Genomic DNA, 26,572 nt, shown 5'->3' with positions numbered 1-26,572 from the left:
GATTACTTCAGTTGCTCAAGCACATGCTGGAATATCTGCATGACGTCTTCTTCATAATCGTCCTTTTCTCCACCTGAAGCCGTATAGACCAGTGACACGTAGTCTTTGCTGCGAATCGTTGTTTTGCCAAGTACATTTTCCATCACAGCCTCATCGCCATCATTACCGTACATTTCGTTCATCCGGGCTACTCTTGTAGGGGCATCACTGAAAATATGGACCTTTACAATATGTCTGCCACTTCCATTCAGCAGGTACATATAAGAGATTCCGTCCTCACCATCATCAGCGGACATATTATTCATTAACTTTATGCCTTTTGCAGCAAAAGCTTCATCCAGCTCCTGAATTAATGGACCATTTAACCCGTGACCCTGACTCTTTGCCCGAACATTTCCTTCATCTGTCGCTTGTCGGGTATATATTTTCCGTTCCTGCTCCACATTCGATGCTGAACACGCTACTACCGATATTGTACATAGCACCACGACCATACTGACCAAGACAGACTTCACACGTCCAGATCTATAGTGCAATCCTTTTCTGTTAACACGCATACTCATCCTTCCTTTCCCGCCACATGCACGGTGACGCTCTCAGGTAGAGTTAGCATGTCTAGGAGAAAAGGATCTTATTCGGCAGGCGTATCGGACATCGTATTAACTACCGTACGACCTACAGCACCGCCCTTGAGGATCGTTTCGAGTGTCTGAGGCAGTTGTACCCATGAGATTTCCTGAATCACCAGCTCCAGCGCCCGATCCGGCTTCCATTCTCCGCCAAGCAGCTTCCATATCCGTTCCCGCCGTTCCATCGGGCAATAGACTGAATCAATCCCAATCAATTGAATCCCCCGCAAAATAAACGGAAATACGGTGGACTCGAATGCAGCCCCTCCGGTTAAGCCTGATACGGCGACAGCGCCTCCGTATTGAATCTGTTTCAGACGTTCCGCCAGTGCCGGACCTGCTGCCGGATCAATTACACCTGCCCAGAGCTGTTTGCCCATTGCTCCCTTGGCTGGCGCATCCGCTTCTTCGCGTGAAATGACGTGTGAGGCACCCAGATTTCGAAGCAGCTGCTCCTGTTGATCTTTTTTGCCTGTACTTGCTGTCACTTCAAATCCCAGCTTCGCCAGAATAGCTACTGCCATACTCCCTACTCCTCCGGTTGCTCCGGTCACCAGAATATTGCCCATCTCCGGAGTCACTCCAGCCCGCAACAAAGCATCTACCGAAAGTGCCGCAGTGAACCCTGCCGTTCCAATTGCCATCGCTTCCTTCTCACTGAGTCCATGCGGCAGAGGAACAAGCCATTCGCTGCGCAGACGCGCATATTGACTGTACCCTCCAAAATGAGAAACGCCCGGTTCGAAGCCTGTGCTGATCACCCGATCCCCCGGTGCAAACCGACCGCTCACGGATTCCTCTACAATCCCTGCAAGATCGATCCCCGGTACGATCGGATATTCGCGAACCACACCGCCCTTTTCAGTTGTGGCGAGACCATCTTTAAAATTGACGCTTGAGTATTGAACCTGTAGGGTTACGTCACCATTAGGCAAGTCCTCTTTCGTCAGCTGCTCCATAGCAGCCTTCACGCCACCCTGTTCTTCTTTACGCACGACATAGGCAGGAAAAGTATTCTTCATTCGTTATCCTCTCCTCAGTTATAAATTTACTTATTTTTCTATTCATATCATGAATTGTTCGCATTCAATTTAAACAAGTATAAGGGCGACATCCGTCGAACTCAATCTCTCCGGCTGGTCATCAAATAAATGAGCGGACCTATCAATGGGATCACCCCTGCAACTGCCCACCCGCGAGAACGACGATTGTCAAAAGCATCCCTGAACAATGCGATCACGGAAAGCAAAGTTAGGATGACGAAATCAATTGTCATAATATGTACAAAGGAAGACTCCCTGAACGCTTCCATGTATACATCAGGATTGCCTTGAGTCACTGCATAGAAGCCTGTGCCCAATGTAAGCAGCAGCAGAACCACATGGGTCAGCTTATGAGCTGCCACACGTCCAATACCCGATTCACGCTGACTACCAAAGGAGAGGCGTTCGTATCCCGAACCTCTGTGTGTTTGCGAGGACCACGCAAAATAAGGCAGCAGCGCAAAGGCTCCCAAACCAAAAGACAGCAACACAAAAGGCCACGCCGGTACATCAGATCCTCTCGCTTTCCTCCCTGACCTCCTTAACAGCAGGCAAGCGAAAATAGCCGGATAAATCCCAAGCCACGAAAATACCGTTAGTAGCCAGGGTTCTTTGCTTTGCAGTGTGACCAGCTCTTTAAACACAGGGTCACTCCCAAGAGGCTGCCCAGGTACCCAAATCCAGGCGTACGCAATGAAAGCCAGCCAGGTCAGTGCCAAAATCCATTTCATGGTTGCACCTCCTCTTTCATTCATCCCCGGCAGATACGCAATTGAAACAGCCATAGAAACAGATCCTGTCGAAAGGCACGCTCGGAAAGATGCAGTATTTGACGTCTCCTGCGCTTTCCCGAGAAATAATGGCTTCATTTCCCTGTAAACCTGCGTCCGTTGAAGGTATAGTATACCGCAGTTCAAGAACTGTCTGTCCATGATGTTTCACACACCATCCATTCGTCATGCGGGACAATCAGCAAGAAAGAAGAAACCAAAAAGGCATAACCCGGTCTACGTCCTTCCGGTTATGCCCCTTTATTTGATTTATTCTTCGGTGGATTGCACGTGCTCAGCAATGAGCTTCTGCTTCATATTCCAGGCCGCAGGGCTGATATTTACGCGGTAAATCTCAGGATTGAGTTTCCGCAGATATTCCGGCCAGAAGAGATCCATCTGCTCGCGGTGATAACTTCGAATTTCATCCAGGGTAGGCAGCTCATACACTTTGCGCCCATTCACAAAGATCGGTTCCAGCATGTTCACTGCTTCGTAGCGGGTTACCGTCTTTTTCAGATAAGGGTGTAGCGGGTTGAACAGCTTGAGCGGCCCGCCCTGTAGCGGCTGCTCTTCTCCTGGATAGCAGATATAATCTGCAATCGCCTTGCCATGTTTCGGATCAATGATCCGGAAGACTTCTTTTTTACCTGGTGTGGAGACTTTTTCGGGATTGGCCGAAATTTTGATCGTAGGCAGCATGGCACCATCCACTTCACGCTCCACCAATTTGTACACGCCACCCAAAGAAGGTTGGTCGGAAGCGGTAATTAGCTGTGTGCCCACTCCCCATGTATCGATGCGAGCTCCTTGCGCCTTAAGGTTGAAAATTGTATTTTCATCCAAATCGTTGGAAGCTACAATCTTGACGTAATCCAGTCCGGCATCGTCCAGCATCTGCCGAGCTTGAATGGATAGATACGCAAGGTCCCCGCTATCCAGACGAATAGCGTTCATCTTTTTGCCCTGACTCTCCAGCTTCTTGGCAGTCTTGATTGCATGAGGAACACCACTGTTCAATGTATCAAAAGTATCCACCAGCAGTGTCACTTGATCTGGCAGCACTTTGGCATAGACGTCAAACGCCTCCTGCTCACTCATAAAACTCTGCACCCAGGAATGGGCATGTGTCCCTGCTGTCGGAATTCCAAAGCGCTCTCCAGCCAGCATATTAGACGTTGCATGGAATCCTGCCACATACGAGGCACGCGCCCCCCAAATGGCCGCATCCGCTTCCTGGGCACGTCGTGTTCCGAATTCGAGCAACGTGTCCTGACTTGCCACCTGTTTGATCCGGGAAGCCTTCGTTGCAATTAACGTCTGATAATTCATGAAGTTAAGTATCGCCGTCTCCACCAGTTGTGTCTCCATAATGGAGCCTTCTACCCGAATGAGCGGTTCATCAGGGAAAACGAGCGCCCCTTCCTTCATGGAATGAATCGTCCCCTGAAATGAAAACTGGAGCAACTCTTCCAGAAAGACCGGATCGTAATTTTCCTCTTGTTTAGATAAATATTTGATGTCCTCCATCGTAAACCGAAGCTGGCTGATATAATTCACAATGCGTTCCAATCCGGCAAATACGGCATATCCGTTGCCAAAAGGAAGCTTGCGGAAATAGGCTTCAAACACCGCTTTCCGTTTGTGAGTTCCATTCACCCAGTGGGCGTACATCATATTGATTTGATATTTATCCGTATGTAAAGCCAGGCTAGTCGTCTGCATTTGTCTCATCCTCTCTGACTTCCGCTTGTGTCGGCAGGTCTAGCCTTGCAGACACGGGTCAACATGTGGAGACTCATTGCTCATGATTCATGATTCTGGTTACGTACCATTGCATAAGTCTCCGGTTTATTCCTATTCACCATATTCCCCAGCAACATAACACTTGTTCAACCAACAGAATATGATGGATATGATCACAGGTTCAGTTACAGGTTCAAGCCTGCGAGAACGGTATCGCTCGCTTTGACCACCTGGGCCCCAAGACTGGAACGAAAATGTCCAAGCGCCCAATCATGTCCCGCTTGATTGAAGCTCGCCACGGCGTCTTCATATACCGTTATGTGAAAACCTTTATTATAAGCATCCACTGCCGTGTGCAGTACGCAAATATCCGTACATACACCGATCAGTGCAATGTCTGTTATTCCACGTTCACGCAGGCGCAACTCCAGATCTGTACCGCAGAATGCGCTGTATCTTGTTTTATCCATCCATCGAATCTGAGATTCCCGTTCTTCCATAACCTGGGCTAGACGACCATAAAGCTGTCTTCCCTCCGTACCTCTAATGTTATGGGGAGGAAAAAGAGCAGTTTCCGGATGGTAAGGATCATTCTCTTCATGCAAGTCCACGGCCATAACAACCTCATGCTTGTTATTGCAATAAGCCTCCGTTATAGCTGCGATCGTCTCCTCAATCTCCACAGCAGGCTGGCCTACAGGCAACGAACCTGTCACAAAATCACGTGTAAAATCGATTACAATCAGTGCTTTCATCGTCCACACTCCCTTTTTGAGAATAGGTTGATCCTGATTCAATCCATCATGATTCGCTTGCGAATTAAGTATAGATGGAAAGACGAGGTACAAGCTCCGTAAAACGGTATAGCTGGGCCGGACGCTGTGAATATTGATTGGAGCTTAGCAGGTTGCCCTCCTCATCCCGAACCTCTTCCACAATGCCTTTGCGGCTACGTGTAGAAGTGATCTTCCGAATGAAATTCGGTTCTTCAAAGTCAGGTACAACACTCTGAATTACTTGGTATAACTCGCTTAGTGTAAAATCACGAGGCAGGAACTGTCGTGCAATCGTCGTTTCCAGCATTTGCTGTTGAATACGCCGGTACGCATCTTCTATAATCGTCCGGTGATCAAAGGCAAGCTCGAGCTCTTGCAAAGCTTCCTGAATCGTAAATAATCCAACATCCTCAGCATCATCTGCAGCCTGACGGTGTTCCAACATCCATTCCTCTACCAGTGCAAAAAAAGCATGTGAGATAATCCATCCTCTGGGGTCACGCCCAGGCTGACTATATACATTCAAATACTCCAGATGTCCGCCGTCCACACCTGTCTCTTCCATCAACTCGCGCTTTGCAGCACCATAGATGGATTCATTTTCCTGACAAAATCCACCGGGCAACGCCCATCTTCCCGCAAAAGGCCAACCTTTGCGTTTGATCAGCATGACCTTCAACTCCCGGATTGGGAGTGTCTTGGTTACCGTCTTGCGTTCCCGCTTGGTCAAGGTAAACATGACGATATCCGCAGGAACACCATCGGGTGTACGATATTTCTTGGAACTATAGGCACGTGCTGCCTGTTCATCGCTTTCAGCATTGAATTGTTCGTAGTTTTCGCTCATGGGCACCACCGACTATTCTCATTTTGATATTTTCATTATGACATAATAATATCTTTTGTCAACCTTGAGATTCCGTGTTTTGCGCTTTTACTCGCGCTATACGGAATGTAGCTGTTGCCATACATCCCAACGTTCCAGATGCATCCCGGACCTCAGATTGTGCCGTCACACTACGCCCCGCTTGATGAAGGATCGTTGATGTCACGATTAATTCCCCTTGTTTCATAGGTGCCAAGAAATGAACATTCAGATTGGTGGTCACACAACTGTCTACTGCCATTGCCGCTGTAGCTACCATGCCCATCGCCTGATCCATCAGGGACGTCAGCACTCCACCATGAATAATCCCCATGGAGTTGGTGTGATGTTCGCCCGCTGTCAGCGCGATCTGTACTTCTTCTCCGTCACCTTTAATAAACCGACAACCGAGAAAGCCCCAAAATTTTCCATTTCCTTCTGCAACCATTTTGTCCAAAATACCCATATTGATTTCCCCTTTAGTGCACTTTAAGTATAAAGCCCATGATGTATGTTGTTGATGATTTTACCAGCATTGGTTCTTTTCGTAGTTGATCTAAAGTGCTTCGTTATTATATTAAGCCTGCTCTTACGGAACAGGTCTTATCCAGTGAAGTTGTCTTGATCAGGCCACCACACAAAATAACCCCACCACGTGGAGTCTGAGATGATCAAAAAAGGCGCGGACTGCGTCCGCACCCTTCCGTTCACTTACCCGCAGCTGGTCGGAGGTGAATCCGTACCTGCCTCCACGTTCACTTTCTCGGAGACGGTATCCCGAATTACAGAAATAACAAGCTGAAGCAAATAATTGATATCGCTTTGACTTTGCTGGAATTCCGTAACGAGTGGAATGCCGTCCAACTCTGCCTGCAGATCCTCAATTTCCTGTTCAATTTTGCTGACCATGTCTGCATTTTTGAAGCTTTCAAAAGCAACGATTTCCTTTTGTTTCTTCTTAATCGTTGCAATCAATTGTTGGATGCGCTCATGATCGCGAATTTTGGACTCAGCCTGTTGGAACTGTTTAACTTCCTCGCTCGTTCCAAGCATATCAGCCAATTCTTTGGCTTTTCCCATAATGTCGTCGCGTATAACCAGATCGCGCGTATCGTAGGTAGGCATTCCATAAGGGTTGTACTGCACTTCTTCCTGCGCCACTCGAAATCGCTCCATTCTATGAGATGATATAAGATGAACTACTCGATGTTGCACTAAGCTTAGTTAACTGCTTGAGTGACCGCTGCGGTTACGGATCGTTCTTTCGATCGCTGTTGTCTCCAAATTTTTCTGATTGTAATAGTCTGTGGATAAAATTTGGAGACAAAGGCGAACGCTTCGCTTCTATAGAATCGATTCCGTCACCTTCGCTACGCTGGACCGTAACCCGCCAAGTGCAAAAAGACATTCATCTTATTAGGTTTGTGTATTACTGATTGGCGGCTACTGGCTCTGAGAGCAGGTTGCCCCGAATATAGAAAGTCATTGGATCGGTGATTTCTACATGTACAAAAGTACCGATCAATTCTTTAGGTCCTTCAAAGTGCACCAGCTTGTTGCTGCGTGTACGTCCTGCCAGAACATTGGAATTCCGTTTGCTCTCACCTTCGACCAGCACTTCAACAACCTTGCCGCGCTGCTTTTCATTGCTGCTATGGCTGTATGCGTTGATCGTCTCGTTCAAGCGTTTCAAACGTTCCTTCTTCACGTCCATCGGCACGTTATCCTCCATCACCGCAGCAGGTGTACCTTCACGCGGAGAGTAGATGAATGTGTAGGCAAAATCGTAGCCAACTTCCTTGACCAGTGACAGCGTATCTTCGAACTGCTCTTCCGTCTCCCCCGGGAAACCAACGATAATATCAGTGGTTAACACGACATCTGGAATTGCAGTTTTAATTTTGTCAGCAAGCTTCAGGTAGTGTTCCCGACTGTACTTGCGGCTCATACGTTTCAGCACTTCCGTGCTACCAGACTGCACAGGCAGATGGATATGTTCCACCAGGTTCCCGCCCTTCGCAAGCACCTCAATCAGATGATCATCGAAGTCACGTGGATGACTGGTTGTAAACCGAACCCGTGGAATATCGATTTTGCGGATATCATCCATCAGGTCACCGAAGCTATACTTCAGATCCGTGAAGTCTTTGCCATAAGCATTAACGTTCTGGCCGAGCAGCGTGATTTCCTTGAAGCCTTGTCTTGCCAGTTCACGAACTTCGGCAATAACATCTTCTGGACGTCGACTGCGCTCTTTCCCCCGTGTGAACGGGACGATGCAATATGTACAGAACTTGTCGCAACCATACATAATGTTCACCCAGCCGCGCATGCCCTCACGTTTTTTCGGTAGGTTCTCAATGATGTCGCCTTCCTTGGACCATACCTCAACAACCATTTCTTTACTGAACAGCGCTTCTTGAATCAGGTGTGGCAGCCGATGTACGTTGTGTGTACCAAAAATCATATCCACAAAACCATGCTTCTGCATGATCCGGTTCACGACGCCTTCTTCCTGCGACATACAGCCACACACACCCAGTAACAAACCTGGACGTTCGGTTTTCAGGGTTTTCAGATGGCCCAGCTCACCAAACACTTTATCTTCCGCATTTTCTCGAATCGCACATGTGTTTAACAGAATGATATCTGCCTCTTTGCGATCCTCGGTAGCCTGATAGCCCATCGATTCAAGCAATCCTTTGATGGTCTCCGAATCATGTTCGTTCATCTGGCATCCATACGTATATACGATATAGTGTTTGCCTTCCCCCACGTTTTTCAGTTCATCGGGTACGGCTGTTTCGTAAAGCACCTGAACGTCTTCCTTGCCCCGTTGTTTCTCCTGACGATGATTAGGTTCGGATTTGATGTTAATCTCCCGGCCCCGGATTCTTATCTTTTTGCTGAATTCATCTTGCGAAATTACTTTGGCATCGGAGAAATCAAAATATTGGGAGTAATCCTTTTTTGAGTCTTTAGCCATTTCCTTCGGTCACTCCTTACAGCCTCTATTAATAAAAAATCGTTATTTCATCTTGTTTCACGTGATTTGCACGCTTTATACATCAAAAGAGCATTACAGCAAATTATAACATGAATTGGGCTGTAGTTCCACATCCAAAGCCGCTACCCCTTCGCCTATCCCGAAATCTGCGCAGGTCTGCTAAACAGCCCGAAAATACACAAAAACCTGAGCTATCCTCAGGTCGAATGTAGCGACGCTGTGGATTTACTCAGGTTTATACGTTCATTCAAACCGCCAAGATCACGGCTGAAGATTGTTCCATGTGATTAGTCGATGATTTCAGCAGTATCGCCGTTACGAGCGCCAGCTGCATTAGCTTCATCCGTATCAATATGCATGTCCAGTGCAAAGGAATCCGATACACGAGCCAGTACATTTTCCAGTACCAGACCACGATCTCCACCCAGACGAACTTTCAGCAATTGTTTGTCCTCAATGCCCCATTTAGCAGCATCAGAAGTATGGAAGTGGATGTGACGAGCAGCAACGATAACACCTTTATCGATCGTAACTTCGCCAGCAGGTCCTTTAATCGTAATACCTGGAGTACCTTCGATGCTTCCGGATTCACGAACAGGTGCCTTAACACCAATAGCGAAAGAATCTGTCATCGAGATTTCCAGTTGTGTTTCCGGACGAACAGGTCCAAGGATACGCACTTTATCAAACTGTCCTTTCGAACCAATAACCGCTACTGTTTCGTTAGCAGCATATTGTCCTGGTTGGGACAGAGGTTTAAACTCGGTCAATTCGTAGCCTTTACCAAACAAAATTTCAACGTGCTCTTGAGATACATGAATGTGACGGGCAGATACGCCCACAGGTACTGTTTTGCTCATTGTGAATTTCACTCCTTGTTTATCTATGGCCTGTAGCCAGGCTCTTAACAATCCTATGGTATTATACCCCTTTTTGAAGTGAAATGAAAACGAACTGCTGAAAATTCATGAAATACACTTATTTTGCAATCATTAATCCCCTGCATTTGGTAAATCCATCTGAACATGGACGGATACTCCTTCCAGCTCGTTTTCTTCAGCGACCATCGGTATCATGATTTACCATGTTCCACCTACAAATTTTCCCTTGGCAAGTTTTCTCCTAAATAACTCATCGCATTGCCCCACATCCAACCGTGAACGAGTGATTCGTCGTAGTGCTTGAGCAGCGTATTTATCAACTTCGGATACTGCCCGGTATGTTCAAGGTCATGGATATACGTAGCAATTCCGTCAAAATCAGACCCCATCATCAGATGATGCTCCCCACCCAGAGAACATATCTGCTCAATATGAGGCAATAGATCTTCAATACATACTTCGCCTTCCTGCTTCACAAACCACGGTACAAACGTCAGCCCAATACGCCCTTCCCGGGCAATAATGGCCCGTATCTGATCATCCTTCAGATTACGCACATGCGGGCATATGGCATAACTGTTGGAATGCGAAGCGATAAAAGGACGTTCACTAAGGTCAGCAAGCTCCCAGAAGCCTTTCTCGGTCAGATGTGATACATCCAGCAGCATGCCGATTTGGTTACACAGTTGAACCAGCTCTCTGCCCTTCTCCGTAAGTCCCGCCCCACGTTTCTCCAGTACACCATCAGCTGCCCAATTGGCATAGTTCCAGGTAAGGCCAACGATCCGCACACCCATTTGATAACATAACTCCAGATAAAAGAGATTGCCCTCCAGTCCATCGACACCTTCAAGTGTAAGTAGTCCCCATGGTCTGTCCGTTTTCCCGATCTGCGTAAGCTGTTCTCGCCATAACAATGTATTTGTGCCTTCAGCTCGTTCTTTGGTTATCTCCACTCGCTTGCGGTAGGTGTCCAACTGGCCCATCACATGTTCAAACTTTCCTCTGCCAAGCACTTCGGGCAAATAGATTGCAAAGGCCTGCAAACCAATGTTACCTTCTCTCATACGTTCCAGATTCACATCCAGCTGTGAAGCATTTTCAAATGAATGGCTAGGGTTCATCAGCATTTTACTCAAAGCATCACAATGAAAATCGGCTACTCGGCAGTTGTGCATCACAATCTCTCCTTCTAAACGGTTATGTTATGGAATAAAACGCAAAAAAACCTGTCTACTTCGTAAACAGGTTCAATGCATAAACGCATGTATTATCTGGGCTCCACAATCAGCTTAATGGCCGTTCGGTCCTCGCCGTCGATCACAATGTCTGTAAAAGCTGGAATACAAATCAAGTCAACTCCACTTGGTGCCACAAATCCCCGGGCTATCGCTACCGCTTTAATGGCTTGGTTCAGTGCTCCCGCTCCAATTGCCTGCAGTTCAGCATTTCCACGTTCACGAAGAACACCTGCAAGAGCGCCGGCTACGGAATTGGGATTGGACTTTGCTGAAACTTTTAATACTTCCATGGTAAGTACCTCCCTGGGAATGTTGAATGTTTGTTTCCACTTACTAGATGTTATTCGCGGGAGGCAAAAAAATTCCTTCTTTTTAGACGGGTTTCCCTGCAAATTGGGACAATACCCCTATTCCATACGCCACTCGTCCTCCATCAGACGAATTTTCTCAATGCGTGTTGCAGCACCTGTGGCTTCATCGATCTCCACAAATACACCGTGGAAATGCCATTTGCCATCATCCACAACAAATCGTACCGGAAGCTGAGTGTAGAACTTGCGAAGCACCGCTTCACGCTCCATGCCCAATATGCCATCACGCGGCCCTACCATACCGGCATCGGTTAAATAAGCTGTTCCTCCTGGCAAAATACGATCATCGTTGCTCTGCACATGTGTATGTGTACCTACGACCAGCGACGCACGTCCATCCAGATGCCAGCCCATAGCAATCTTCTCAGACGTTGCTTCAGCATGCATATCAACCAGAATACATTTGTGGTCTTGACGCAGTTCATCCACAATTTCATCGGCAACGCGGAATGGACAATCCAGAGCAGGCAGGAATGTCCGGCCTTGCAGGTTGACAATCGCCAGCTCCTTGCCTTCTCCTTTGACTACGGTGTATCCTCTGCCTGGTGTTCCCGGCGGGAAGTTCGCAGGACGAATCATACGTGGCTCATCATCTATAAAATCAAATATGTCCTTATTGTCCCAGGTATGGTTACCAAGGGTGATACCATGCACACCCCAGTTAAAAAATTCATTCGCAATTGCGCCGGTAATGCCCCGGCCTGCCGCTGCATTTTCACCATTTACTATGACTAGATGTGGCTTATACTTCGTTTTGAGGTAGGGAAGGTTTTCCTTCAATGCCTTACGCCCCACGTTCCCCACAATATCACCAATAAACAAAACTTTCATTTTACTGCCTCCTTAATCCCTACCAAGCGCAGCCTACTTCAAAGCATCCGAAACTTCGCAGGACCTCTATCTCTTGCTCACCATTTTTTTTATTAAACGCCTTTTAACAAGCTATCAAAAGGAAAAGTGGCCCACTACTGCGGCCACTTTTCCGTAATGCTCTATTTTGCGTATTCAACCGCACGGGTTTCCCGGATGACGGTGACTTTGATGTGACCCGGATAATCAAGTTCGTTCTCGATCATCTTCGTGATGTCACGCGCGAGGCGGAAGGCTTCAGCATCGTCGATTTTCTCAGGCTGTACCATAACGCGAACTTCGCGTCCGGCCTGGATGGCATACGATTTCTCGACACCTTCGAACGATTCCGAAATCTCTTCCAGCTTCTCCAGTCGTTTGATATACGTTTCCAGCGTTTCGCGGCGTGCGCCTGGTCTTGCTGCGGAGAGCGCATCTGCTGCGCCAACCAACATGGCAATAACCGAAGTCGCTTCGCAATCCCCGTGATGGGACGCGATACTGTTGATTACAACCGGATGTTCTTTGTATTTCTTCGCTAGTTCCACGCCGATTTCGACGTGTGATCCTTCCACTTCGTGATCCAGCGCTTTACCGATGTCATGCAATAGACCTGCACGTCTTGCTAAGGTTACGTCTTCTCCGAGTTCGCCAGCCATCAATCCAGCCAGATAAGCGACTTCCATGGAATGTTTTAAGACGTTTTGACCGTAGCTTGTACGGAACTTCAACCGGCCCAGAATTTTAATCAAGTCCGGATGCAGACCATGCACGCCCACTTCAAAGGTAGCTTGCTCACCGTATTCACGGATACGCTCATCCACTTCTTTGCGGGATTTCTCCACCATCTCTTCAATCCGTGCCGGGTGAATACGTCCATCAGCCACCAGTTTTTCGAGGGCAGTACGGGCGATTTCACGGCGAATCGGGTCAAAGCCCGACAGAATAACAGCTTCTGGCGTATCATCGATAATGAGGTCAATCCCTGTAAGGGTTTCAAGCGCACGGATGTTACGTCCTTCACGACCGATAATCCGGCCTTTCATTTCTTCATTTGGCAAAGTAACAACGGATACCGTTGTCTCCGCTACGTGATCAGCCGCACAACGTTGGATGGCGAGTGTAATAATCTCGCGGGACTTTTTGTCCGCTTCCTCCTTCGCTTGCTGTTCAATGTCCTTGATCATTTGAGCCGTCTCATGACGAACTTCCTGTTCTACGTTGGACAGTATGATACTGCGTGCGTCTTCCATAGTGAGGTTGGATATGCGCTCCAGCTCCGTCACCTGGTTTTTGTAGATCATCTCGATCTGCTGCTGTGTCTCATCAATTCGTTTCTCTTTGTTAGCCACTTGCTCTTCTTTACGTTCGAGTGATTCCAATTTTTTATCCAGCGACTCTTCTTTTTGCAACAATCGTCTTTCTTGTCGTTGAATTTCGTTCCGACGTTCACGAGTGTCTTTTTCAGCTTCGGCGCGAATGCGATGGATTTCGTCCTTCGCTTCCAGCACCGTTTCTTTCTTCAGTGCCTCTGCCTCTTTCTTCGCGTTCTCCACGATTTGCACGGCAGCTTGTTCCGCACTGGAGATTTTAGCCTCTGCAAGAGATTTGCGAATAAAATACCCTACTCCGAACCCAATAACGAGCGCGGCCACAACGAGAACGATCGTGATTACGATGTCCATACTGTTCACCTCCTCGTTGGTTCCTCCAAGGCACTCCTTGGGTCAATTTGTTGTTTTCAAGCCTTACATATTTTTGGGAATAACGAATACTCACGGCGATCCCCCGCCGATTTTCATTTCAAGTGTACATGTCTCCACGCACTATCCGCCGTCTCCGACGAACCCATAATCATGAATGGTATAAATCTTTAAAAACAGAAACCGCTTTTTTGGAAGGAAAAAGGGTTGTCCATTTCTTACAGACTCATGTCCATTTTAGTATTTGACGAAAGAAATTGTCAAGAGAATGCAGTATAGTGAGTCCAGTCTGCTAATCCCATAACAACGCTTCGTCTTCTTCGGGGTCTTTAACCTCGTCTTCTTCAATTAAACAATTCACGACCCGACGCACCATATCCATGGAAAAACCTCGTCGCATCAAGAAGGGAAGCGTTTTACGTTTCTTCTCCTGGATGTCTCCTTTGACCTGATTCCATTTTTTGCGTCCGGCGGTTAGAGCCGTCTCAAATTCCGCATCTGTACTTACACCTTCCAGCGCTTCAGCAATCAGATCATTGGCAATGCCCTTCTGACGCAGCTCTTGCCTTATCCACAGTTTTCCCTTCCGCTGGCCCTCCATACGCTGACGAGTCCATTCCTTCGCAAACAGTTCGTCATCGACCAAATTCTCCCGCTCAAGCCGATCCAGGGCCTCTTCAATCAACGGTGCAGCAAACTCTTTCTGACGAAGCTTCTGACTTAATTCGTGGCGTGTCCGAGGTTTATGCTCCAGATATCGCAAAGACTGCACATACGTCCGCTGTCGCTCGTCAGCTACGATGATATCTTCCAAGTCTTTTTTCAGAAACGTATTTCCCCGGGTCATACGATATTTAATCATTACATCTTCAAGCACCGTAATTGAATATAAACCAAAGGTAATTCGGTAACGAGCTTCCCTGCTCTTCGTTCGTTCAACTCGTGTAATGGTAAGTTCTTCGTTATCCGGGAATTGGGAGATTCCCTCCAGCTCGGCTTCTTCATATAAATCATCTTCATGTTGATCCATTTCAGTCTCCCCTTCCATGCCATTTTGTGTGTCTGAACTGCACGGCCTAACTGACAAGTGCATAGCAAAATAAAAGACTTCCTCGAATACATCTCCGACGGAGATAACACAGCTACACTGAATACGTTTAGCGTAACTTCACAGAGACATCAGACGCTAATACAAAAGGCCGGAAACAATATCCGGCCTCTCCCTAATAGTAAACGTGCCAACAGCCTCTGCCCATTCGGACAGAGGCTGTTGGACAGCGCGAGCGCACACACCATACCCCAAGCTAGATCGAGCAAGCTCAATCAGACAAGCTTTGGGAGTTCAGAGGGCAAGGCCCTCTAGGGCCCTTCCTACAAGGGAGGTTACTCGTTAATTTCAAATAGTTCTTGTTCTTCTGCTGCTTCTTTTTGTTGCTCTTCGCTAGTTGGCGCAGGAACTGCAGTAGTCAAGTTACTGGCTACACGAATTTTTTGTTCAATGATTTCAGCAATATCTTTATGCTCTTTCATGAACTGCTTCGCGTTCTCACGGCCTTGTCCTAAACGCTCGCCTTCGTATGAGTACCATGCACCACTTTTATTGACGATGTCCAGCTCAGTACCAATGTCAATGATACTGCCTTCTCTCGAAATACCCTCACCGTACATGATATCCACTTCCGCTTGTTTAAACGGAGGTGCTACTTTGTTTTTCACCACTTTAATACGTGTACGGTTACCAATCATGTCATTTCCTGATTTGATACTCTCAATACGGCGTACATCCAGACGTACCGTGGAATAAAATTTCAGGGCACGACCACCAGGTGTTGTTTCTGGGTTACCAAACATAACCCCGACTTTTTCACGAAGTTGGTTGATAAAGATCGCGATCGTTTTGGATTTACTGATTGCACCAGACAGTTTACGCAGTGCCTGAGACATCAGACGCGCTTGCAAACCGACATGGGAATCACCCATTTCGCCTTCGATTTCTGCTTTCGGTACCAATGCAGCCACAGAGTCAATAACGACAATGTCCACAGCACCACTACGTACAAGAGCTTCTGCAATTTCAAGCCCTTGCTCACCCGTATCTGGCTGAGACAGAAGCAATTCGTCAATGTTAACACCCAGTTTACTGGCGTATTGTGGGTCAAGAGCATGCTCGGCATCGATAAATGCAGCTTGTCCACCCACTCTTTGTACTTCAGCGATAGCATGCAATGCTACGGTTGTTTTACCAGAAGATTCAGGTCCATATATTTCAACAATACGGCCTTTAGGCAAGCCGCCTGTTCCTAATGCAATATCCAAAGCCAAGGAACCGCTGGGTATAATTTCCACATTCATGTGAGTCGACTCACCCAGTTTCATGATGGATCCTTTACCAAATTGCTTCTCTATTTGACGGAGCGCCATATCAAGCGCGGCACGACGGTCTGACAATAAGCTCACACCCTTTACTGTTTATAAGATAATGATACCTTGTTTTAACACGTTTGCCAAGCTTTTTTTCGAACATACATTCGTTTTTTTTGTAAAGGCCGAGGCGCCTCTTCCTCAAGGAAACTTTCCATTAAACAGAAAAAAGAACCGTAAACAAGGCTGTAAAGCCTGATTTTACGGTTCTTCCGTCTTCCTTTATTATACTTGCTTGCCTTGGCAAATGCAATCCGAGCTCTTAACTAGTCCATCTCCACAAGCTTGCGCCACAAACGGTAAAGAATCGCTTTCGCTGAACGAATCCGAACCGTCTCCCGATTGCCATTAATGCGCAGTTCATCAATTTCTGTCTCTTTACCACGCTCTGCCAGAGCGATGAAGACAAGACCTGGCGGTTTGCGTTCGGAATAACCAGGTCCCGCTACACCTGTCACTGACAGACCGAAGTCGGCATCCCCAATCATTCGAATCTGCTCTGCCAGCACTTTGGCCACTTCCGGACTCACTGCGCCCGGTGCATCTTCACCTTCCAGATAGGAATGCGGCACATGGAGCAGCTTCTCTTTAATTTCATTGGAGTAACATACAATTCCGCCCTTAAGCATCGACGCACTGCCAGGAACTGATGTCAGACTTTGCATGACGAGCCCTCCTGTGCAGCTCTCAGCCGCGCTAAGAGTCAGACCCATATCAGACATCATCGTTACAATTGTGTACTCTATAGGCACATCCTCGTTCGCGTAGAGATGCTCTGGCAATCGTTCCCGAATCTGAACTTCCATTGCATCCAGCTTCAGCTTTGCCTCATTCTCACTTGGAGCCTTTGTAGATACACGTACCGTAACTTCTCCCTCACTTGCATAAGGAGCAATGGTAGGATCTGTCTGTGTATCAATCAGATCAAGGAGTCGGTCTTCCAATGCCGATTCGCCAATTCCTGCAAACTTCAGCATTTTCGAGTAGATCGGCATTTCTTCTGTCAGTACATGCTGGAACAACCAAGGCTTAACTTCCTGTTCAAACATAGGAATTAGCTCTTTCGGTGGTCCAGGCATCACTACATAATGCTTGCCATTGTCAGAAATCGCATTTCCTGCGGCAAGGCCTGTTTGGTTCGCCAGCGGTGTCCCGCCTTCTATAACGATTGCCTGACGACGATTGTTTTCGGTCATGTCTACATTACGATCTCGGAAGAAGCTCTCGATCTTGTCCATGGCCATTCGATCTATATGCAGCTTGCGGTTCAAGACCGCCGCGATCGCATCCTTGGTCAGGTCATCCTGTGTAGGACCTATGCCCCCAGAAAATAAAATGACGTCTGCACGACCCTGAGCGATGCGAATAGCGTCACTAAGTCGATTTAGATTATCACCAACCACCGTTTGGAAATATACATCAATCCCGATTGCAGCCAATTCACGGGATAGATATCGAGCATTGGTATTCACAATTTGTCCAAGCAACAATTCTGTGCCAACTGCAATGATTTCTGCCTTCATTCAGCATCCTCCTGTACACGTGGTGAGTGATCAAAGGGCAATAGGATAATTTCCTATTGCCCTTCGTACAAATGATTTCTTCATACTTACCCATTTAACCTCAAACGTTACGCTTTCGATAAATGAAGCAAATTTTTGTTTTTGATAAAGTAATCAATGCCTGACCAAATCGTAATAATCGCTGCAGCCCAAACGGCAATAACGTCCATGTGAATACCCGTGAATGAGAACGGGAAATTATTCAACAACAGCAGTACAATCGCCACAATTTGCACGACGGTTTTCAGTTTGCCCCAGGCACTTGCCGCAACAACCGAACCATCCAATAACGCAATCTGACGCAAGCCGGTAACCGCAAACTCACGACTAATAATGACCACAGCAATCCAGGAATCCAACTTGCCCATTTCCACAAGAGAAATTAGCACCGCAGTAACCAACAACTTGTCAGCCAGCGGATCAAGCAATTTCCCCAGGTTGGTGACCATATTATTTTTCCGCGCCAGATAGCCGTCAATTCCATCCGTGCTTGCTGCAATGATAAAAATGACAGCAGCAATCAACTGATTATACGGGAGCGATAAGCTTCCCAATTGCAACGGCTCTGGATAGAACGGAAAATCTACGAGCAGGAACACCATCAAAAAAGGGATTAAGCAAATTCGTGCAAGCGTAATCCGGTTGGGTAAATTCACAAGACGCCCTCCCTCTTATCCTCCATTACTCCAAACATTCATCTTAATCCCGTATTCATCATCCGGAACATGAAATTTACAGTTTCACTGTCAATCAGCACTAAAAGTGCTCTCACTATGTAAAAACGCAAAAAATAAAGTCAACCGTTCAAACGCAAAACCGTTTTAAACGTTCCGGTGACTTTCAGAAGATGTACTGCTTTTCACAAAGTCAGCAAACGATGATGACTGGGCTTTGATGCTTATCTGCCAGCAATGCACACTTAGTATAATATACGCCAATTGCAGTGTCAAAAAACACGTCTAGCTACAAAAAGGAGATATTATTTGAAATTTGTATATTGCAGGTCCAGAGGCAAATTGGCACCGTTCAATAACTGCATAACTGCCTGCAAATCATTCTTACTTTTACCTGTTACCCGGAGCTGATCTCCCTGAATCTGACTCTTCACTTTCATCTTGGAGTCACGAATCAGAATATTAATTTTTTTAGCGATATCCTGATCAATCCCCTGCTTGAAATTCAAACGCTGGCGGACTGTACCTGAAGAAGCTGGTTCTACTTTTGCATAATCAATGTTTTTTAAAGGTAAACCCCGCTTAGCCATCTTGGATTGCAGTACATCGATAACAGCCTTGAGTTTGGTCTCATCATCAGATACGATCGTTAACGCATCCTTATCCAGTTTCAGACTGCTCTTGCTGCCCTTGAAGTCATAACGCGTGCCAATTTCTTTTTCCGTTTGTGTAACGGCATTTGTCAATTCCTGCAAGTCCATTTTGGACACGATATCAAATGAATTTTCTGAACTCAAACCAGTCACCCTTTCAGTTAATCATATGTTCTGTAACATTATAGAGGATACGCCAAGCAAAAGTCTAATTTTATGAGGTTTTTCAAAATAAAAAAGCATTTTTGGCTGCCACTTGAGGTGGTTGCCAAAAATGCTTACCGTGCGGCTGCCATTCTAATAACGGCTGCGATTAGGCTGTCTGAACATGTCAAGCACACCCAGAAGTACATGTGCAAGTCCAAAACCCAAAATACCGTAACCCCAAGCAGTTGGGGTCAAGTAATAACCCAGGAGGCTGACAATGATCCCCAAACCTGTTACGATCCAGCTGACTGTCACAGCCATCCACCTCACTTCACCAAAAGTTGACTGCAAGTTAAGACAAGGTTAGTGTCTCCCGCAGAAACTTTGGTTATTCGCCGTTAGTGCCGGTGCTTCCTTCGGTAGTGCTTCCTGTTTCATTCGTTGTAGTGCCTTCAGTACCTGCGGAGGACGTATCCTCACCAAGTCTTAACCGAATGCGGTTTGTCGCTTTCCCGTCTGTCACAACCTGCCCTGCAACCTCAATTGTGGTCGCTGCAGCGTAACCGGACTTAATGTACATTCCTGCACTGTCCAATTCAAAAGTATAACTGTCTCCTTCAGCGGTGTTGCCGTACTCTAACTTTTCTCCACTAGAGTTCTCGCCCTTGTATACTTCCAGCCAACTATGCCCCGTTGCTTTAATTGTAACGGTCACAGGCTGCCCTGCACTGCCGTTTACTTTGAAGTTCGTAATATTGCCTGATTTTCCGTCTTCAGCAACAGTTACAGAAGATGGCGTATTATCCGTTGGGTTCTCTTCATTTTCACCCGTCGTTTGCCCATCCGTCTGTCCGTCAGGCTGCCCCTCTGCTGTTCCGCCACCGTTACCGCCTGCTTCGCCTTCATTCGTTTCTCCGCTACCTGATTCATTCGCTGGAGGATTGGAAGCTTGACCATTATCTGTAGGCTCATCCGGTTTATCTTGAGGTTGCTGCTGGCTGTCTGTGATCTTCGTCTGATCCAGCCCTTGTGTATCCGAATCATCCCTGTTCATCACTACATACACGTACAACAGCACAAGAATTAATACCGGAAAAGTCCACATCAGCGCAACAGACATCCAGCGGTTACTGCGCTCTACCGGGCGGCTTGAACGCTTTTGAATAACCGGCTCCATGGTTGCTTCCGTTTCTTCTGCAGGTACATCTTTCTTATGTCCCTCCAGCAGCTCATCAGGATTTAGTCCCACCGTTTCCGCATAGGTTTTGATAAATGCACGCACATAGAAGCTACCAGGCAGCACTTTGTAGTCTCCTGCCTCTATTGCCTCCAAATACCTCTTGCGAATTTTAGTCATTTCCTGTACATCGTCAAGACTCATCCCTTTTTGCAGCCGGGCCTCTCTTAACTGCTGACCCAGTTCAGACATGCCATCTCCTCCTTATGTTTATCTCTATGGTTGTTGCTTATCTATTTCATGATCCCGTACGGAGCGTTACAGTTCGTCGGTGTAGCTGGCCGTAAACGTATCATAAATAATTTCTTCATTCGGATTGTTGCGCAGTTCAATAATAATGTCAAAATCATTAAAATCATATTCAGACTCCTGCACAAAAATATCCGGATGTTCAATAACCTTGGTGCTTGGCATCGTCATGATGTCCTGTAACAGATTATAATGCCGTTCGCTTGAACGAATCGTACTGACAATTCCGTCAATGATAAACACATTGTTTGGATTCAATTCGTCCTCGGACATCTGGCTTCTTATGGTCTGACGAAGAAGTGTGGAGGAAACAAACGTCCAGCGCTTCATCGCACATACGCTGCCTGCAATAATGGATTCTGTTTTACCTACACGCGGCATTCCACGCAAACCAATGACTTGATTGCCTTCCCTCTTAAATACTTCACCCAAAAAGTCCACAAGTAACCCAAGTTCGTCCCGCGTAAAACGAAATGTTTTGCGATCATCCGAATCACGATCAATATAACGACCATGACGCACAGCCAGAATATCTACCAGTTTCGGTTGACGCAAAGCAGACACAGTTATGCTGTTCACTTTGCCAAGCATTTCACCCAGCAGACGGATCTTCTCGTCATCGTCCGATTCCAGCAGCATCCCCCGGGTTTTGCCTTCTACACCGTTGATGGTCAATATATTTACTTCAAGCATCCCCAGCATAGAGGCAATATCCCCTAAAAGGCCAGGTCTGTTCTTATGTATTTTATACTCCATATACCATTGTTTAGATTCCATTTAAACACCCCGTAAAGCATTATTCCACATTATTCGACAGTAACAGAACGCGTCCATTGGACGACAATCTGAGATATCTTCTAAAAATGGGTCACGTTAATGATATATAAAAAGAAAATGAATTACAAGAACAGGTCTGTAATCAATGTGTAATCATTAGAGAAAAGCCCCCTTGCGGGAGCTCTCCATCTGTAATCTTATGCGTTTTGTTTGGCCAATTTGACCATCAGGCACGCAATCGTACGACGTTCATCCTCGTCGCCGACTTCCCATAGTTCTTTCAATGCCCGGTTGGAAGGGTTCGCCGGATCTACTTTCTCATCCAGGAAGTCACCGATTTCATACGCAAGTTTGTTGATGGTTTCTTCATTCATTCCCATCTTCTCTGCTTGCTGTACGCGGTCACCCAAAAACTTCTTCCAAGTGTCAAAACTCGTGAGCACCGTTTTTTCTGTTGACATGATAAATCCTCCTTTGCTTGACGCATGAGATTTAAAATCAACAGTTGTAATATGTGCTTCCCGGACATTTTATATACGAGCATTTTTGAATTAATTGAAGATCATCTACAAATCATTAATTTCCATCAAGGCAATACCTACGAAGTTAAAACAAAATTGAATTCGCGCACCCATATATTACGTGAGCCAGCCACCATTTGGACTTATAATCTGCCCATTAATATAGCCGGACTCGGGAAGTGCAAGGAAGTAGACCAGTGAGGAGATTTCATCTGGCTGGGCGAGTCTTCCTGCCGGAATTTCCTCTTCCAGCATTTTTAGTTCATCCTGATCCAGATGGTTCAACATGGATGTTTGAACCGCGCCTGGAGCTACAGCATTCACCGTTACGCCAGATGGAGCCAACTCTTTGGCGAGAGCTTTGGTGAATGCATTTACACCACCTTTGGTTGTAGAATACAACACCTCACAAGAGGCACCCGACAGTCCCCAGATAGACGAAACGTTAATGATTCGACCGTATCTTTGGGAGATCATGTGAGGCATCATTTCCTGTGTACACAAGAACGTGCCTTTCAGGTTGATCGCCATCACTTCATCCCAGATTTCTTCCGTAACATCGGCCAGCATTCCATAATGAGATATCCCTGCATTGTTCACCAGAATATCCGGCATCAGCCCATGTGATTCCAGCTTCTCACGCATACGTTCAATTTGCTCCCGACTGCGAAGATCAGCAGACACCGTCATAACTTTACCACTGCCTTGTTCCATGCACCTTCTCGCAGCTTCATTAGCTGCTTCATGCGATTTCATATAGTGAATCACTACATTCATGCCCACCTTGGCAAAACGCTCTGCGATGGCCGCTCCAATGCCTCCGCTCGCGCCCGTTACAAGTACCGTCATTTCTCCAATTGGCTTCAATTGTCCTGTTCCCCTCTCCATATTAAGGACTCACGACAAGCGATATCGCCAGTTGATCCCAACGAATATGCTCTTTCAATCTGCGGTTTACCTCTTCCAGTGTAAGCGATTCATACAACGGGAGCATGTTGAAAAAATCACCACCACGGAATTGCTGCCGCGTGAATTCATTTGCAATGTTTTCTGGTGAATTGAGCATACGCAAATATCCACCTATTTTCTTTTTGCGTGCGCGCTCAAAATCGGTTGCATCAAAGCCTTTTTCCACAATAGCATCGACTTCTTCACGGATACGCGCAAGCAGTTGATCAGGGTCTTTGGTGTCCCCGCCAATAGCAGAAAAAGCGTATTGCGGCGAACTGTTATATTCATGTCCAAAGCTGTCCGAAATTAGGTCTTCATCATACAATTTTTGAAATAGCGAGGTACTGGAACCAAATAACAGATCCATCATTAGTTTGGTTGTCATACCCCGGCGCAGCAGGTCTTCTCCAGTTAGTCCCACATCGGTTTCCTTAAAGCCAAACAAACATTTGGGCAGGGAAACGGCCAACTTGGATTCACGTCTGGCTTCCCCCACTTTCTCAGGTTCCGGTTCAAATATCCGCTCGATTTTCCCTTGAGGTTTATAATTTTTCTTTGCCTGGTTCGAACGAACCATATCAATCACTTCCTGCGGGTCTACTCCACCCACGACAAACAGAAGCATGTTGCTTGGATGATAAAAAGAGTTGTAACACGTGTACAACGTTTCTTTGGTTATGGTGCCAATGGATTCAACGGTTCCGGCGATATCAATATGCACGGGATGTTTCTGATACATCGCCTCGATCAGGCCAAAATAAACGCGCCAATCTGGATTATCCGCATACATATTAATTTCCTGTGCGATGATCCCTTTTTCCTTTTCTACATTCTGATCGGTGAAGTAAGGATTTTGCACAAAATCAACTAATGTTTGTATATTTTCATTGACATGTTCCGTCGCCGAAAACAAATAAACAGTCTGATCGAAACTGGTAAAAGCATTGGCAGAAGCTCCATGAGAAGCAAATGTGGCAAAAATATCACCTGTCGGTTCTTCAAACATTTTGTGTTCCAGAAAATGAGCAATACCGTCCGGAACCTTTACTTCTTCCTGTCCTTCAACCTTAAAATGATTGTCGACCGAACCGTATTTGGTTGCAAAAGTGGCATAAGTTTTTTGGAAACCTGGTTTAGGCAAAATATAAACATGCAGCCCGTTATCCATCACTTCGTAATACAGCGTTTCCTGCAAACGATCGTATGTTATGCTCTCCACCGACTATTCCCCCTTCTCATCACGCAAGAAATAAATCGTATCCAGACGGAATTTCTCTGCCGCCTCACGAACATTTTCTTTGCTGATCTGTTCTACCTGGGCCAGCAGTTCCTCGGCGGTCCGCTCTTTGCCGGATAACTGTCGATTGAAATCATAAGCAATTAGCTCAAACGCAGAATCCTGCATTTCCTTGAGCAGATTACGGATCATCGCTTTGGTCTGAGACATTTCCAGGTCAGTGATATTCCCGTTCTTCATTTCATCCAGCTGCTGCTTGATAATCATAACGGCTTTTTCGTAATTGGGGATTTCGATCCCCGATTGGATCGTTGCAATACCCTTATGTCCGTCATAACGCGATGAGGCATAGTACGCCAGACTTTCTTTTTCACGAACATTAACAAACAGCTTGGAATGAGGATATCCTCCGAGAATGCCGTTATACATCAATGCTGCCGCATACTGAGGGTCACCATATGTGATAGACGTGCGAAGCCCCATATTGAGCTTACCCTGATTAACATTAAGCCGTTCTACAACGGTTTCCACTTCTTTATCTCCACGAATAGCTTCCTGTGTATGATAGTCGGAAGAGGTGGCACGTTCTACATTGAAATAACGCTGTACCAGATTCTCTACCTCTTCCAGTGTGGTGTCGCCCACCACATACAAGTCCATACTTGCCTGCTGTAACCATTCCTGATACGAAGCTGTCAATGTATCTGGATCAATGCCCGGCAAATCCTTTCGCTCACCAAGCGGGTGCAAGCGGTAAGGTTCGTTTTTACACATCTCCTCAATACTACGTTCCGCAGCATATCGCATTTTGTCATTGACGATGGACTCCAGCATTTTGCGAACAGTCTCCCGCTCAGCTTGAACATAAGAGGTTCGGAAATGTCCATCCTCCTGTGCAGGGCGTGTGAGCACCTCTCCCAAAAAAGCAAAAGAACGATCCAACAGCTGCTCGTCCCCACCAACAAAGGAATCATTGATGGTGTCCATACGGAACTGTACGATCTGGTAATCGCCACGTTTATAGACATCAAAACCAAAACCCGCTCCATACATATGTTCCAATTGTTCACGAAATTGCGTTGTTTCCGGATAGGATTCGGTCCCACGCCGAAGTACGAAAGGTGTTAAGGCTACTTTGGTAACCGTATCTTCCTGCAGGGGAACCCCTGCGTAAAGTGAGATCGCAAATGTCTTAAAACGTTTCGTAGGAAGAACATGTATGCGGAATTCTTTCCGGTTTCCTCGTTCAAATCCTGATGTATTCAAATGTCAAAACCCCTTTACGGCGTCATTTATCGTGCAAGAAGTGAAGCTTAAACGTAACAACCATTTTAACCCATTCAAAAGGCAAGAAGCAACCGAAGTCACGCCTTCTGGTTGCTTCCAAGATCATCACATACAGAATATATGCTGCCCGATTGTTTTTACCTGAGGACGTGTCCATATCCATTTGGATGTAGCTGTCTTCGGATTAAAATAATAGAGGCATCCACCGGATGGGTCCCAACCATTCATCGCCTGTTCAACTGCTTTTTTAGCTTGTGCATTCGGTTCAAGATAAATCTGTCCGTCTGCAACGGCAGTAAACGCACCCGGCTGGAAAATTACTCCTGACGGTGTGTTCGGGAAACTCGGTGATTTCACGCGATTCAGGATAACTGCCGCTACTGCAACTTGACCTTCAAATGGCTCTCCGCGAGATTCACCATATACGGCGTTAGCCATAATTTTGATTTCGTTTTCCGACAACCCCATGGAATTGGCTGAGCCCATATTGTCCTGCTCTTTATCCGCAGTATTGTTATTTTTCCCACTATCTCCTGAAGTTTGATCTTTGTGCAACGGTGTTTCTGTTGGCGACCATTGTTTTGAAGCATTGTAAAGTTTCAGCTTGGTTTTGGCTCCAACGACACCATCTACCTTCATGCCGAATTCCGATTGAAACCATTTTACCGATTTCAATGTAGTGCTGCCGAAATTACTGTCAATTTTACCATTGTAAAATCCCAAATACTTCAGTCGGCCTTGAAGCTCGTATACATCCTGACCGTAACTTCCATATTTCACAGCATTGGTGCTAAAGGTGGGTATCGACTTCTCTTCGACTTGCGGGGTACTTGGGTTTGGACTTTCGGTTGCTGTATTCCCAGGAAGCAAATAACGAATTCCCAATGCGGACATCAGCAAAATAGCAGTGAAAAGCCATATGTTCATTTTTCGCATCGACTGTGCTCTACCTTTCTCTTGTGGGATTAACAGAAT

At 46.4% G+C, this 26,572-nt stretch carries 27 protein-coding genes; all 27 read right to left on the bottom strand.

What is annotated here, in order from left to right; genetic code table 11:
- Nucleotides 1-2: 2 nt before the first annotated feature.
- Entirely contained in the window at nt 3-536 is a 534-nt protein-coding gene (locus tag PTQ21_RS16935; RefSeq protein ID WP_161490618.1) for a hypothetical protein, read from the bottom strand.
- A gap of 95 nt (nt 537-631) precedes the next feature.
- Entirely contained in the window at nt 632-1,651 is a 1,020-nt protein-coding gene (locus tag PTQ21_RS16930; RefSeq protein WP_274566427.1) for an oxidoreductase, read from the bottom strand.
- A 101-nt stretch (nt 1,652-1,752) separates the two neighbouring features.
- Nucleotides 1,753-2,403 (bottom strand): hypothetical protein, encoded by a 651-nt coding sequence (locus tag PTQ21_RS16925; RefSeq protein ID WP_274566426.1) that lies wholly within the window; start codon nt 2,401-2,403, stop codon nt 1,753-1,755.
- Nucleotides 2,404-2,712: 309 nt separating this feature from the next.
- Nucleotides 2,713-4,167, bottom strand: a complete 1,455-nt coding sequence (locus PTQ21_RS16920) for a nicotinate phosphoribosyltransferase (protein ID WP_063566350.1) — start codon at nt 4,165-4,167, stop codon at nt 2,713-2,715.
- A 206-nt stretch (nt 4,168-4,373) separates the two neighbouring features.
- Nucleotides 4,374-4,943, bottom strand: coding sequence for a cysteine hydrolase family protein (locus PTQ21_RS16915; RefSeq protein ID WP_064639032.1), 570 nt, complete (start codon nt 4,941-4,943; stop codon nt 4,374-4,376).
- Nucleotides 4,944-5,007: 64 nt separating this feature from the next.
- The gene (locus tag PTQ21_RS16910) at nt 5,008-5,811 is read right to left on the bottom strand and encodes an NUDIX hydrolase (RefSeq protein WP_062326181.1); all 804 of its coding nucleotides are present in this window, start codon (nt 5,809-5,811) and stop codon (nt 5,008-5,010) included.
- Nucleotides 5,812-5,869: 58 nt separating this feature from the next.
- Nucleotides 5,870-6,295 carry a PaaI family thioesterase gene (locus PTQ21_RS16905; RefSeq protein ID WP_274566425.1) on the bottom strand — a complete coding sequence of 142 codons (426 nt, stop codon included), beginning with the start codon at nt 6,293-6,295 and terminating at the stop codon, nt 5,870-5,872.
- Between the two features lie 245 nt (nt 6,296-6,540).
- The gene (locus PTQ21_RS16900; RefSeq protein ID WP_371129216.1) at nt 6,541-7,005 is read right to left on the bottom strand and encodes a YlbF/YmcA family competence regulator; all 465 of its coding nucleotides are present in this window, start codon (nt 7,003-7,005) and stop codon (nt 6,541-6,543) included.
- Between the two features lie 253 nt (nt 7,006-7,258).
- Complete coding sequence (gene miaB, locus PTQ21_RS16895) at nt 7,259-8,815, bottom strand: tRNA (N6-isopentenyl adenosine(37)-C2)-methylthiotransferase MiaB (RefSeq protein ID WP_072732421.1); 1,557 nt, start codon at nt 8,813-8,815, stop codon at nt 7,259-7,261.
- 308 nt (nt 8,816-9,123) lie between these two features.
- Entirely contained in the window at nt 9,124-9,696 is a 573-nt protein-coding gene (gene pduL, locus PTQ21_RS16890; protein WP_053783855.1) for a phosphate propanoyltransferase, read from the bottom strand.
- Nucleotides 9,697-9,929: 233 nt separating this feature from the next.
- Nucleotides 9,930-10,895 carry a dipeptidase gene (locus PTQ21_RS16885; RefSeq protein ID WP_063566356.1) on the bottom strand — a complete coding sequence of 322 codons (966 nt, stop codon included), beginning with the start codon at nt 10,893-10,895 and terminating at the stop codon, nt 9,930-9,932.
- Nucleotides 10,896-10,987: 92 nt separating this feature from the next.
- On the bottom strand, nt 10,988-11,248 hold the full coding sequence (locus tag PTQ21_RS16880; RefSeq protein WP_019005392.1) for a stage V sporulation protein S: 261 nt from the start codon (nt 11,246-11,248) through the stop codon (nt 10,988-10,990).
- A gap of 117 nt (nt 11,249-11,365) precedes the next feature.
- Nucleotides 11,366-12,160, bottom strand: coding sequence for a TIGR00282 family metallophosphoesterase (locus PTQ21_RS16875; RefSeq protein WP_274566424.1), 795 nt, complete (start codon nt 12,158-12,160; stop codon nt 11,366-11,368).
- Between the two features lie 161 nt (nt 12,161-12,321).
- Entirely contained in the window at nt 12,322-13,863 is a 1,542-nt protein-coding gene (gene rny / locus PTQ21_RS16870) for a ribonuclease Y (protein WP_062326115.1), read from the bottom strand.
- A gap of 310 nt (nt 13,864-14,173) precedes the next feature.
- A complete protein-coding gene (locus tag PTQ21_RS16865; RefSeq protein ID WP_079694665.1) occupies nt 14,174-14,911 on the bottom strand; it encodes a regulatory protein RecX in 738 nt (245 codons plus the stop codon).
- Between the two features lie 353 nt (nt 14,912-15,264).
- Nucleotides 15,265-16,329 (bottom strand): recombinase RecA, encoded by a 1,065-nt coding sequence (recA, locus tag PTQ21_RS16860; protein ID WP_053783851.1) that lies wholly within the window; start codon nt 16,327-16,329, stop codon nt 15,265-15,267.
- Nucleotides 16,330-16,568: 239 nt separating this feature from the next.
- Nucleotides 16,569-17,825, bottom strand: a complete 1,257-nt coding sequence (locus PTQ21_RS16855) for a competence/damage-inducible protein A (RefSeq protein WP_274566422.1) — start codon at nt 17,823-17,825, stop codon at nt 16,569-16,571.
- A gap of 107 nt (nt 17,826-17,932) precedes the next feature.
- Nucleotides 17,933-18,520: a CDP-diacylglycerol--glycerol-3-phosphate 3-phosphatidyltransferase gene (gene pgsA, locus PTQ21_RS16850; protein ID WP_063566359.1), complete on the bottom strand. Its 588-nt coding sequence runs from the start codon at nt 18,518-18,520 to the stop codon at nt 17,933-17,935.
- 323 nt (nt 18,521-18,843) lie between these two features.
- On the bottom strand, nt 18,844-19,335 hold the full coding sequence (locus tag PTQ21_RS16845; RefSeq protein ID WP_017689115.1) for a YajQ family cyclic di-GMP-binding protein: 492 nt from the start codon (nt 19,333-19,335) through the stop codon (nt 18,844-18,846).
- Between the two features lie 153 nt (nt 19,336-19,488).
- A complete protein-coding gene (locus PTQ21_RS16840; RefSeq protein ID WP_157258470.1) occupies nt 19,489-19,659 on the bottom strand; it encodes a hypothetical protein in 171 nt (56 codons plus the stop codon).
- A 67-nt stretch (nt 19,660-19,726) separates the two neighbouring features.
- A complete protein-coding gene (locus tag PTQ21_RS16835; RefSeq protein ID WP_274566420.1) occupies nt 19,727-20,767 on the bottom strand; it encodes a helix-turn-helix domain-containing protein in 1,041 nt (346 codons plus the stop codon).
- Between the two features lie 66 nt (nt 20,768-20,833).
- A complete protein-coding gene (locus tag PTQ21_RS16830) occupies nt 20,834-21,601 on the bottom strand; it encodes a DUF3388 domain-containing protein (protein ID WP_024630282.1) in 768 nt (255 codons plus the stop codon).
- 197 nt (nt 21,602-21,798) lie between these two features.
- Nucleotides 21,799-22,062: a DUF3243 domain-containing protein gene (locus PTQ21_RS16825; protein ID WP_063566361.1), complete on the bottom strand. Its 264-nt coding sequence runs from the start codon at nt 22,060-22,062 to the stop codon at nt 21,799-21,801.
- A 177-nt stretch (nt 22,063-22,239) separates the two neighbouring features.
- Nucleotides 22,240-23,010 (bottom strand): elongation factor P 5-aminopentanone reductase, encoded by a 771-nt coding sequence (ymfI, locus tag PTQ21_RS16820; protein ID WP_063566362.1) that lies wholly within the window; start codon nt 23,008-23,010, stop codon nt 22,240-22,242.
- A 1-nt stretch (nt 23,011) separates the two neighbouring features.
- Entirely contained in the window at nt 23,012-24,292 is a 1,281-nt protein-coding gene (yfmH, locus tag PTQ21_RS16815; RefSeq protein WP_274566417.1) for an EF-P 5-aminopentanol modification-associated protein YfmH, read from the bottom strand.
- Between the two features lie 3 nt (nt 24,293-24,295).
- Nucleotides 24,296-25,576: an EF-P 5-aminopentanol modification-associated protein YfmF gene (gene yfmF, locus PTQ21_RS16810; protein WP_274566416.1), complete on the bottom strand. Its 1,281-nt coding sequence runs from the start codon at nt 25,574-25,576 to the stop codon at nt 24,296-24,298.
- Between the two features lie 126 nt (nt 25,577-25,702).
- On the bottom strand, nt 25,703-26,533 hold the full coding sequence (gene sleB / locus PTQ21_RS16805; RefSeq protein ID WP_274566414.1) for a spore cortex-lytic enzyme: 831 nt from the start codon (nt 26,531-26,533) through the stop codon (nt 25,703-25,705).
- Nucleotides 26,534-26,572 lie beyond the last annotated feature (39 nt).

The organism is Paenibacillus marchantiae, assembly GCF_028771845.1.
In the GTDB taxonomy this organism is placed as follows: domain Bacteria; phylum Bacillota; class Bacilli; order Paenibacillales; family Paenibacillaceae; genus Paenibacillus; species Paenibacillus marchantiae.
The sequence above is the reverse complement of the archived record's forward strand: the minus strand, read 5'-3'. Positions and strand labels throughout refer to the sequence as shown.